Raw genomic sequence first — 8,708 nt, 5'->3', positions numbered from 1 at the left:
TAGCATGGAATTTGAATGCTGCATGATGGGTAAAAGGCGCAAAAAAGGCGGATCAATGACGACCCGCCTTATTCAGCCTTTACGGGCTAGTTACTGAACTGTTTTTTGAACCTTGATGTTGGAATTGATTTCCACACGCTGGTTCAGGAAACGCCCTTGTGAAGTGGCATTGCTGGCAACTGGATCATTGTAGGAATGTCCTTTCAAGACCATGCGATCATTGGAAACACCATGATTGGCAAGGTATTGGGCAACGCTTTGGGCGCGCAACTTGGACAGTTTCAGGTTGTAGGCATAGCTACCCACCTTACTGCAGTATCCATTCACGTCCAGAACAGCCGCCGGATGATTTTTGGCAAAATCGGCTACTTCGTCCAGAACCCGGATGTCATGATCCAGGAGTTTGTAGGAATCAAATTTAAAGTTGATACCAGTAATAGTAATGGGCTTACTGACCAGAACAGTACGTTCAACTGGAGCAATAGGTGCTGGTGCGGGTGCAGGAGCTGGCTTCGCGGCAACCGGAGCAGGTTGAGGTGCGCAATAAGTGGGAATGGCACCGTCCGTTACCGGACGTCCGCCACGTACACAAGCACCATTGGATGTGACCACTGGCTTACCACCAGCCTGAATGGCATAGCCGGTATAAGCATTATCAGCAAACGCTGTTCCAGCAATAAAACCACCACTGATGGCAAGCATCAGCGTAATACGTTTAATATGTTGCATTTATAAACCCTCCTCTCAAGCCCGGGCAGAAATCTACCTGGCAAAATCTAGTACAGCCACGCAGAGGATGTTGTAAATCGGCAACGATGTCAAGAATAGGTCACAAAAAATCAAGAGGATCTTTTGAAATCAATATCAAAAAAACGATATGGAGTAATTGGCTGGCGTGAAGAAAGATAAAATAAAGAGACAGGGGCTGTCATGATTTCTATTGACAGGTGCCAGCAGTAAGCGGCACAATGCGCCGCTAATCGTGGAGGGGTTCCCGAGCGGTCAAAGGGATCAGACTGTAAATCTGACGGCTCTGCCTTCGGAGGTTCGAATCCTCCTCCCTCCACCATATTTGATAAAAAGTATATTAGGTAAATTGTAGTTTAAGCGGCGCGGGCGCCACAGTTTATGCGGGTGTAGTTCAATGGTAGAACCTCAGCCTTCCAAGCTGATGGTGTGGGTTCGATTCCCATCACCCGCTCCAGAAGTAGGCCCACATAGCTCAGGCGGTAGAGCACTTCCTTGGTAAGGAAGAGGTCACCGGTTCGAATCCGGTTGTGGGCTCCATATTTTTTTTCTTGGGTCTGTTTTCTTGGGGAGTTTCTGATGTCCAAAGGGAAATTTGAGCGGACGAAGCCGCATGTAAACGTGGGAACGATTGGTCACGTGGACCATGGGAAGACCACATTAACGGCGGCGCTGACGAAGGTGCTGTCGACGAAGTTTGGTGGAGAAGTACGAGCCTATGATCAGATTGACAACGCGCCGGAAGAACGGGCACGTGGCATCACGATCGCAACCTCACACGTAGAGTATGAGACGGAAGCCCGTCACTACGCCCACGTGGACTGCCCCGGACACGCCGACTACGTCAAGAACATGATCACCGGAGCGGCGCAGATGGATGGCGCCATTCTGGTCTGTTCAGCAGCAGACGGCCCCATGCCGCAGACGCGTGAACACATTCTGCTGGCCCGTCAGGTGGGCGTACCTTACATTGTCGTATTCCTGAACAAGGCCGACATGGTAGATGACGCCGAACTGCTTGAACTCGTCGAAATGGAAGTCCGCGAACTGCTGTCCAAGTATGATTTCCCGGGAGACGATATTCCGGTCATTATTGGTTCAGCCCTGAAAGCCCTCGAAGGCGATCAGAGCGACATCGGCGAACCCGCCATATTCAAACTCGCAGACGCCCTCGACAGCTACATTCCGCTGCCTGAGCGTCCGGTAGATAAGCCCTTCCTGATGCCGATCGAAGACGTCTTCTCGATTTCCGGACGTGGCACTGTGGTCACCGGCCGTATTGAGCGCGGCATTGTCAAAGTTGGCGATGAAATTGAAATCATCGGCATCCGCGACACCGCCAAGAGCATTGTGACCGGTGTGGAAATGTTCCGGAAGATTCTGGATCAGGGTCAGGCTGGCGACAACGTCGGTGTACTGCTGCGTGGCACCAAGAAAGACGACGTAGAGCGTGGCCAGGTACTGGCCAAGCCCGGCAGCATCAAGCCGCACACCCGTTTTGAAGCAGAAGTGTACGTCCTGTCAAAAGAAGAAGGCGGACGCCACACCCCGTTTTTCAATGGCTATCGTCCGCAGTTTTACTTCCGGACCACGGACGTAACGGGTGCTGTGGAATTACCGGAAGGCGTAGAGATGGTGATGCCTGGCGACAACGTGTTGTTTAAGGTAGCCCTGATTGCCCCGATCGCGATGGAAGAAGGCTTGCGCTTTGCAGTACGCGAAGGCGGCCGTACGGTGGGTGCTGGCGTCGTTTCCAAGGTGGTCGAATAATGGACAGTTCAAAAATTCGTATTCGCTTGAAGTCATACGACTACCGCATGCTCGATATTTCAGCAGCGGAAATCGTTGAAACAGCCCGGCGGACTGGGGCTCGGGTCTGCGGTCCTATTCCTCTGCCCACCAAGATCGAGCGCTTCACAGTGTTGCGTTCACCCCATGTGGACAAGAACGCCCGGGATCAATTTGAACAGCGGACTCATAAGCGTTTGCTCGATATTCTCGATCCCAATGATAAAACCGTAGATGCGCTGATCAAGCTGGATCTTGCAGCGGGTGTCGACGTCGAGATCAAGCTGTAATTTTAGAAAGGACAAGAAAATGGTAATGGGTCTGATCGGACGGAAAGTAGGTATGACGCGCATCATCTCTGATGATGGACGGGTTTTGCCGGTAACCGTCATTCATGTGGCACCAAACAAGGTGACCCAGATTAAAGATATCGCCACTGATGGTTACTGTGCCGTACAGGTGGCCTGCGGTGAACGACGTCCCCAAAGGGTAACGTCTGCACTGGCAGGACACTTCCGTAAAAGTGGTGTAGTCCCCGGTCGCTTGTTGAGAGAGTTTCGGGTTGATGATACCGGGGCATACAGCAGCGGAAGTGAAATTGGTCTTGATGTGTTTACCGCTGGTCAAAAGGTCGATGTAACTGGAACCAGCAAAGGTAAAGGTTTTGCTGGGGCCATCAAGCGCCATAATTTCCGGAGTAATCGCGCCAGTCACGGTAACTCACGGGCGCACAATGCACCGGGTTCCATTGGTTGTCGGCAGACCCCTGGGCGGGTATTCAAGGGCAAGAAGATGGCCGGTCATTTAGGTGATGAGCAGGTCACCACGCTGAACCTTGAATTGGTGCGCATTGATGAAGCTCGGCATTTGCTGATGATCAAAGGTGCTGTACCTGGTGCACGCGATGGTGATGTCATCGTGCGTCCTGCAGTGCGCGGTTAGGAGAGATAAATATGCAAGTCCAAAGTCTGGAAATTGCCAGTGGCAAAAACAGTCCGGTAGAGATTGCCGATGGTGTTTTTGACGTTCCCTACAACGAAGCGCTGTTGCACCAGGTGGTTGTAGCGCAAATGGCTGGAATGCGGGCTGCAACTGCGCACCAGAAAAATCGTTCTGCCGTGCGCGGTGGCGGTCGTAAACCCTGGAAGCAGAAGGGTACCGGTCGTGCCCGCGCTGGTACCACGCGCAGCCCAATCTGGCGTGGTGGTGGCAGGGTGTTCCCTGCTGGTGGTGAAAACTATCATCAAAAGGTCAATAAAAAAATGTGGGCAGGGGCCATGCGTACTGTCCTCGCCGAGTTATTGCGTCAGGGTCGGTTGCAGATTATTCAGCAGGAAGATTTTTCCGAAGCACGCAGTAAAAACGCCCGAGATTGGATTAATCAGGCCGGTGGTACGGATTTTCTCCTGGTCATGGGAGAAGTGCCCGTCAATTTATTCTTAAGCTTGCGCAATTTCCCGAGAGTCGGTATTGCGGGCTGGCAGGATATCGGTCCTGCAGATCTTCTCCAATATGGCCGTGTGCTGATGGATCAGGACGCAGTCATGAAATTAGGTGAGGTGTACGGATGAACGCAGAACGTAAATATCTGGTCCTTTTGGCCCCGGTCATCAGCGAAAAAAGCACCATGGTGCAGCAGCAGTCGAACCAGTTCGTGTTCAAAGTGGCGCGCGACTCTACCAAGCTTGAAATTAAGACAGCTGTTGAAAAACTATTCGAAGTTCAAGTGTTGTCTGTTCAAACCTGCAATTACATGGGCAAGGAAAAGCGTATGGGACGGCATGTTGGCCGCCGCTCTTCCTGGAAAAAGGCTTATGTACGTCTGGCCGAAGGCAACAGCATTGACTACGGCGTGGCCTGAGGAAAGGATCTAAAAAATGGCATTGATTAAAACCAAACCCACCTCTGCAGGCCGACGTTTTGTCGTTAAGAGCGTAGATACGCGTCTGCACAAAGGGGACCCGTATCCGACGTTGGTGGAATCCCAGTCACATAGTGGCGGACGTAATAATCATGGGCGCATCACCCGGCGTCACCAAGGTGGTGGGCACAAGTCACACTATCGTCTTATTGATTTTAAGCGCAATAAGTTTGACGTACCTGGTAAGGTGGAACGCCTCGAGTACGATCCCAATCGTTCGGCGCATATTGCTCTTGTTTGTTATGTCGACGGAGAACGTCGTTACATTCTGGCCACAAAAGGAATGAATGTCGGTGACGCCATTCTTTCGGCAGACCAAACGCCCATCAAACCCGGCAACTGTATGCCTCTGCGTGGAATTCCGGTAGGTTCAGTGGTACACAATATTGAAATGCGTCCGGGCAAAGGTGGACAGATTGCCCGTTCGGCAGGTGCATCTGCTCAGCTCATGGCGCGTGATGGAGAATATGCTCAATTACGTTTGCGCTCTGGTGAAGTGCGCAGAATTCATGTATCCTGCCGCGCTACCATTGGTGAGGTCGGCAATGAAGAACATGGATCTCAGCAGTTGGGTAAGGCCGGTGCCACGCGTTGGCGTGGTGTTCGACCAACCGTACGTGGTGTGGTAATGAACCCGGTAGATCACCCCCACGGTGGTGGTGAAGGTCGTACTTCCGGTGGTCGGCACCCGGTTTCACCTTGGGGGCAACCAACCAAGGGTTATCGTACCCGTAAAAACAAGCGTACAAGCAATATGATTGTACGACGTCGTTCGCGTTAGTGGTTAAGGGGATTTGACGTGCCACGTTCCATTAAGAAAGGTCCGTTCATTGATGAACATCTGGACCGTAAAGTACAAAGTGCACAGGCGAGTAGTAGCCGGCGTCCGATCAAAACATGGTCGCGTCGTTCCACTATTACCCCTGATTTCATCGGTCTGACCATCAGTGTACACAATGGTCGTCAGCACATACCTGTTGTGGTCAACGAGAATATGGTTGGCCATAAGCTCGGTGAATTTGCGCTGACACGGACCTTCAAAGGTCACGTGGCTGACAAAAAAGCCAAGCGTTAAAGGGGAATCAGATGAAATCATCAGCTGTACTTAAAGGACTTCAGATGTCTCCCCAGAAAGCGCGACTGGTTGCTGACCTGGTGCGCGGTAAACCGGTAGACAAAGCTTTGGAGATTTTGCAGTTTACGAACAAGAAAGCAGCATTGCCCATTCGTAAATGTCTCGAGTCTGCAATTGCAAATGCAGAAAACAATGAAGGTGCCGATGTGGACGCTCTTTTCGTCGAACAGATTCTGATTGACGGTGGTGCGGTACTGAAGCGCTTTGCGGCCCGGGCAAAAGGTCGGGGCTCACGGATCCTGAAACGGACCAGCCATATCACGATTGTGGTCGCAGAGAGTTAACTGAGGAAGCTATGGGACAAAAAACCAATCCAGTCGGACTGCGTCTGGGAATCATTAAGAATTGGAACTCCCGTTGGTACGGGAAGGGCGATTTCCAGGAAAAATTACTGGAAGATATTAAAATCCGCCAGTTCATTCGCGAGCGACTTTCCGGTGGAGCTGTTTCCGATATTATTATCGAACGTCCTGCACGGAGCGCGCGTATCACAGTACATACTGCGCGTCCTGGTATTGTTATCGGCAAAAAGGGCGAAGATATTGAAAAGTTACGTCATGATGTTCAAAAGCGCATGGGCGTTCCGGTTCATATTAACGTCGAAGAAATTCGTAAGCCCGAGTTAGATGCGCAACTGGTGGCTGAAAGTGTTGCCCAACAGTTGGAACGCCGAATCATGTTCCGTCGGGCGATGAAAAGAGCCGTCACCAATGCCATGCGATTTGGAGCATTAGGTATGCGCATTAATTGTGCCGGTCGATTGGGTGGGGCAGAAATTGCTCGTACTGAATGGTATCGGGAAGGGCGGGTGCCTTTGCACACCTTGCGTGCCGATATTGATTACGGTTTCGCTGAGGCGAAAACTACCTACGGTATTATTGGCGTCAAGGTATGGATTTTTAAGGGCGAGATTCTGGAATGGAGCACGGTACAAAATACCGGTGCTCACCAGAAGTAACGGGAGCTTCAGATGCTGCAGCCTAAACGTACGAAATTTCGTAAGCAACACAAGGGACGCAATCGCGGTATTGCGACACGTGGGAATAAGGTGAGCTTTGGCGAATTTGGTCTTAAAGCCATTGGCCGGGGACGAATTACCGCGCGTCAGTTAGAAGCCGCACGGCGTGCCATTAGTCGTCATGTAAAACGTGGCGGTCGGATATGGATTCGTATTTTCCCTGATAAGCCCATCAGTAAAAAACCGGCAGAAGTCCGTATGGGTAAAGGTAAAGGTAACCCTGAATATTGGGTAGCACTGATTCAACCTGGTAAAGTCCTTTATGAAATGGAAGGTGTTACTGAAGAAGTGGCCCGTGAAGCATTTGCTTTGGGTGCGGCCAAACTTCCAGTGCAGACCGTATTTGTAAGTCGGCGGGTGATGGGATGAAAGCGCAAGAAATACAAAAAATGGATCTGGCTGGCTGCCAGACTGAACTCATGCAATTGCTGGAAGAACAGTTTAAGCTCCGCATGCAGCATGCTACTGGTCAGCTCGCCAAGACCACACGGTTGCGCACAGTGCGCAGAGATATTGCACGTGTACGTACAGCGATTAGTGCCAAGAAGGGAGTGCAGTGATGAGTGAAGTAAAAAATCCCCGTAGTCTCGTTGGCACTGTGGTGAGCGACCGTATGGATAAAACCATTGTGGTTTTGGTCGAAAGGCGTATCCAGCATCCGCTTTACAAAAAATATATTCGTCGTTCCAAAAAGTTTCATGCGCACGACGCTGATAATGCCTGCCACATTGGTGACACGGTAAAAATTGAAGAGTGTCGGCCCTTGTCTAAAACCAAAAGCTGGCGTCTGGTGAATGTGCTCAGCCAAGGTGTTGTCGAAGGAGATAACGCATGATTCAGATGCAGACTAGATTAAGCGTAGCGGACAACAGTGGTGCGCGGGAAGTGATGTGCATTAAGGTTCTCGGCGGCTCGCACAGGCGTTATGCGGATATTGGCGATGTTATCAAGGTCAGCATCAAGGACGCAGTGCCTCGTGGTAAGGTCAAAAAGGGTGATGTTTACAATGCCCTGGTCGTCCGTACACGCAAAGGCGTTCGTCGTGAGGATGGTTCCTTGATCCGCTTTGATACCAATGCAGCGGTACTGCTTAACAATCAGTTGCAGCCTATTGGTACGCGTATATTTGGACCGGTAACCCGTGAATTGCGCGGGGCTAATTTCATGAAAATAATTTCGTTAGCGCCTGAAGTGCTGTAGGGGATGACCATGTTGAAGTTGCGTAAGGATGATGAAGTCGTGATTTTGGCCGGCAAGGACAAAGGAAAGCGCGGAAAGGTGCTGAAAGTTCTTCGTAGCGAATCACGAGTGCTGGTGGAGAAGGTGAACATGATCAAGCGTCACGTTCGTCCCGATCGAATGGGCAAGCCTGGCGGCATTGTCGAAAAAGAAGCGCCACTTCATATTTCCAATGTGGCTATTTTCAATGCTACTGCGGGAACTGCAGACAGAGTTGGTTATAAAACGCTGGAAGGCGAACGTAAGGTTCGGGTTTTCAAGAGCAGCGGCGAAGTTATCAGCGGCCGTTAAGGGTAAAATATAAAATGGAAGCACGTTTACATAGTTTGTACAAAAGCGCCATCGCCCCCAAGCTGATGCAGGATTTCGGTTATCAAAGCGTGATGGAAGTACCCAAGATTCTCAAAATCACTTTGAATATGGGTGTGGGTGAAGCGGTTGGCGACAAGAAAATTCTTGAAGCAGCCGTTGGCGACATGACAAAAATTGCGGGTCAGAAGCCAGTGGTCACTCGTGCCCGTAAATCGGTTGCTGCTTTCAAAATTCGTGATGGTTATCCAATTGGTTGCATGGTGACTTTACGCGGTCTGGTCATGTATGAGTTTCTTGATCGCCTGGTAACAGTTGCTATTCCCCGTATTCGCGATTTCCGTGGTCTGTCACCAAAATCTTTTGATGGCCGTGGTAACTACACCTTGGGTGTAAAAGAACAAATCATATTTCCTGAAATTGAATATGATAAAATTGATCGTTTGCGCGGGTTGGACGTGGTGTTCACTACCACCGCCAAGAATGATGAAGAGGGCCTTGGGCTGTTAAAAGCCTTCAAGATGCCCTTCCGGCCTTGAAGGGAGTTTGAC

General features: G+C 50.7%; 16 protein-coding genes and 3 tRNA genes. 18 read left to right on the top strand and 1 reads right to left on the bottom strand.

Annotated features, from left to right (window positions below; all coding sequences use genetic code 11):
- Positions 1-90: 90 nt before the first annotated feature.
- Positions 91-729, bottom strand: coding sequence for an OmpA family protein (locus tag HJG40_RS00500; protein ID WP_215862379.1), 639 nt, complete (start codon positions 727-729; stop codon positions 91-93).
- Between the two features lie 255 nt (positions 730-984).
- Between HJG40_RS00500 and HJG40_RS00495 the strand changes: the two genes are divergently transcribed.
- The 18 genes from HJG40_RS00495 (at position 985) to rplE (ending at position 8,696) form a co-directional block, all read left to right on the top strand.
- Positions 985-1,069, top strand: a tRNA-Tyr gene (locus HJG40_RS00495).
- Positions 1,070-1,130: 61 nt separating this feature from the next.
- A tRNA-Gly gene (locus HJG40_RS00490) sits at positions 1,131-1,204 on the top strand.
- A gap of 7 nt (positions 1,205-1,211) precedes the next feature.
- Positions 1,212-1,287: transfer RNA gene (locus HJG40_RS00485), tRNA-Thr, on the top strand.
- A 39-nt stretch (positions 1,288-1,326) separates the two neighbouring features.
- Positions 1,327-2,517 (top strand): elongation factor Tu, encoded by a 1,191-nt coding sequence (gene tuf / locus HJG40_RS00480; protein ID WP_193649834.1) that lies wholly within the window; start codon positions 1,327-1,329, stop codon positions 2,515-2,517.
- Positions 2,517-2,825: a 30S ribosomal protein S10 gene (gene rpsJ / locus HJG40_RS00475; protein ID WP_012536086.1), complete on the top strand. Its 309-nt coding sequence runs from the start codon at positions 2,517-2,519 to the stop codon at positions 2,823-2,825. Before tuf ends, rpsJ begins: the two co-directional genes overlap by 1 nt.
- Before the next feature lie 19 nt (positions 2,826-2,844).
- Positions 2,845-3,477, top strand: coding sequence for a 50S ribosomal protein L3 (rplC, locus tag HJG40_RS00470; RefSeq protein WP_215862378.1), 633 nt, complete (start codon positions 2,845-2,847; stop codon positions 3,475-3,477).
- 11 nt (positions 3,478-3,488) lie between these two features.
- Positions 3,489-4,106, top strand: a complete 618-nt coding sequence (gene rplD / locus HJG40_RS00465) for a 50S ribosomal protein L4 (protein ID WP_215862377.1) — start codon at positions 3,489-3,491, stop codon at positions 4,104-4,106.
- Entirely contained in the window at positions 4,103-4,396 is a 294-nt protein-coding gene (gene rplW / locus HJG40_RS00460) for a 50S ribosomal protein L23 (protein ID WP_215862376.1), read from the top strand. Before rplD ends, rplW begins: the two co-directional genes overlap by 4 nt.
- Positions 4,397-4,412: 16 nt before the next feature.
- Complete coding sequence (gene rplB / locus HJG40_RS00455) at positions 4,413-5,237, top strand: 50S ribosomal protein L2 (protein ID WP_215862375.1); 825 nt, start codon at positions 4,413-4,415, stop codon at positions 5,235-5,237.
- 18 nt (positions 5,238-5,255) lie between these two features.
- Positions 5,256-5,531: a 30S ribosomal protein S19 gene (gene rpsS / locus HJG40_RS00450; protein ID WP_010639699.1), complete on the top strand. Its 276-nt coding sequence runs from the start codon at positions 5,256-5,258 to the stop codon at positions 5,529-5,531.
- An 11-nt stretch (positions 5,532-5,542) separates the two neighbouring features.
- On the top strand, positions 5,543-5,875 hold the full coding sequence (gene rplV / locus HJG40_RS00445; protein WP_010639697.1) for a 50S ribosomal protein L22: 333 nt from the start codon (positions 5,543-5,545) through the stop codon (positions 5,873-5,875).
- 11 nt (positions 5,876-5,886) lie between these two features.
- Complete coding sequence (gene rpsC, locus HJG40_RS00440) at positions 5,887-6,549, top strand: 30S ribosomal protein S3 (RefSeq protein ID WP_010639696.1); 663 nt, start codon at positions 5,887-5,889, stop codon at positions 6,547-6,549.
- A 12-nt stretch (positions 6,550-6,561) separates the two neighbouring features.
- Positions 6,562-6,978 (top strand): 50S ribosomal protein L16, encoded by a 417-nt coding sequence (gene rplP, locus HJG40_RS00435; RefSeq protein ID WP_215862374.1) that lies wholly within the window; start codon positions 6,562-6,564, stop codon positions 6,976-6,978.
- Positions 6,975-7,169, top strand: coding sequence for a 50S ribosomal protein L29 (gene rpmC / locus HJG40_RS00430; protein WP_215862373.1), 195 nt, complete (start codon positions 6,975-6,977; stop codon positions 7,167-7,169). The genes rplP and rpmC overlap by 4 nt, the downstream gene beginning before the upstream one ends.
- Positions 7,169-7,444, top strand: a complete 276-nt coding sequence (gene rpsQ, locus HJG40_RS00425) for a 30S ribosomal protein S17 (protein ID WP_010639691.1) — start codon at positions 7,169-7,171, stop codon at positions 7,442-7,444. The genes rpmC and rpsQ overlap by 1 nt, the downstream gene beginning before the upstream one ends.
- A complete protein-coding gene (gene rplN / locus HJG40_RS00420; RefSeq protein ID WP_010639690.1) occupies positions 7,441-7,809 on the top strand; it encodes a 50S ribosomal protein L14 in 369 nt (122 codons plus the stop codon). The genes rpsQ and rplN overlap by 4 nt, the downstream gene beginning before the upstream one ends.
- A 9-nt stretch (positions 7,810-7,818) precedes the next feature.
- Positions 7,819-8,139: a 50S ribosomal protein L24 gene (rplX, locus tag HJG40_RS00415; protein ID WP_010639688.1), complete on the top strand. Its 321-nt coding sequence runs from the start codon at positions 7,819-7,821 to the stop codon at positions 8,137-8,139.
- A 14-nt stretch (positions 8,140-8,153) separates the two neighbouring features.
- Positions 8,154-8,696 carry a 50S ribosomal protein L5 gene (gene rplE, locus HJG40_RS00410; RefSeq protein WP_215862372.1) on the top strand — a complete coding sequence of 181 codons (543 nt, stop codon included), beginning with the start codon at positions 8,154-8,156 and terminating at the stop codon, positions 8,694-8,696.
- Positions 8,697-8,708 lie beyond the last annotated feature (12 nt).

Origin of the sequence: Acidithiobacillus concretivorus, assembly GCF_018853445.1 — a bacterium.
In the GTDB taxonomy this organism is placed as follows: domain Bacteria; phylum Pseudomonadota; class Gammaproteobacteria; order Acidithiobacillales; family Acidithiobacillaceae; genus Acidithiobacillus; species Acidithiobacillus concretivorus.
The sequence above is the reverse complement of the archived record's forward strand: the minus strand, read 5'-3'. Positions and strand labels throughout refer to the sequence as shown.

Excerpts from the sequence above, each read along its gene's own strand:
- HJG40_RS00500 (WP_215862379.1), bottom strand. The coding sequence starts at position 729 with ATGCAACATATTAAACGTATTACGCTGATGCTTGCCATCAGTGGTGGT.
- tuf (WP_193649834.1), top strand. The coding sequence starts at position 1,327 with ATGTCCAAAGGGAAATTTGAGCGGACGAAGCCGCATGTAAACGTGGGA.
- rpsJ (WP_012536086.1), top strand. The coding sequence starts at position 2,517 with ATGGACAGTTCAAAAATTCGTATTCGCTTGAAGTCATACGACTACCGC.
- rplC (WP_215862378.1), top strand. The coding sequence starts at position 2,845 with ATGGTAATGGGTCTGATCGGACGGAAAGTAGGTATGACGCGCATCATC.
- rplD (WP_215862377.1), top strand. The coding sequence starts at position 3,489 with ATGCAAGTCCAAAGTCTGGAAATTGCCAGTGGCAAAAACAGTCCGGTA.
- rplW (WP_215862376.1), top strand. The coding sequence starts at position 4,103 with ATGAACGCAGAACGTAAATATCTGGTCCTTTTGGCCCCGGTCATCAGC.
- rplB (WP_215862375.1), top strand. The coding sequence starts at position 4,413 with ATGGCATTGATTAAAACCAAACCCACCTCTGCAGGCCGACGTTTTGTC.
- rplV (WP_010639697.1), top strand. The coding sequence starts at position 5,543 with ATGAAATCATCAGCTGTACTTAAAGGACTTCAGATGTCTCCCCAGAAA.
- rpsC (WP_010639696.1), top strand. The coding sequence starts at position 5,887 with ATGGGACAAAAAACCAATCCAGTCGGACTGCGTCTGGGAATCATTAAG.
- rplP (WP_215862374.1), top strand. The coding sequence starts at position 6,562 with ATGCTGCAGCCTAAACGTACGAAATTTCGTAAGCAACACAAGGGACGC.
- rpmC (WP_215862373.1), top strand. The coding sequence starts at position 6,975 with ATGAAAGCGCAAGAAATACAAAAAATGGATCTGGCTGGCTGCCAGACT.
- rpsQ (WP_010639691.1), top strand. The coding sequence starts at position 7,169 with ATGAGTGAAGTAAAAAATCCCCGTAGTCTCGTTGGCACTGTGGTGAGC.
- rplN (WP_010639690.1), top strand. The coding sequence starts at position 7,441 with ATGATTCAGATGCAGACTAGATTAAGCGTAGCGGACAACAGTGGTGCG.
- rplX (WP_010639688.1), top strand. The coding sequence starts at position 7,819 with ATGTTGAAGTTGCGTAAGGATGATGAAGTCGTGATTTTGGCCGGCAAG.
- rplE (WP_215862372.1), top strand. The coding sequence starts at position 8,154 with ATGGAAGCACGTTTACATAGTTTGTACAAAAGCGCCATCGCCCCCAAG.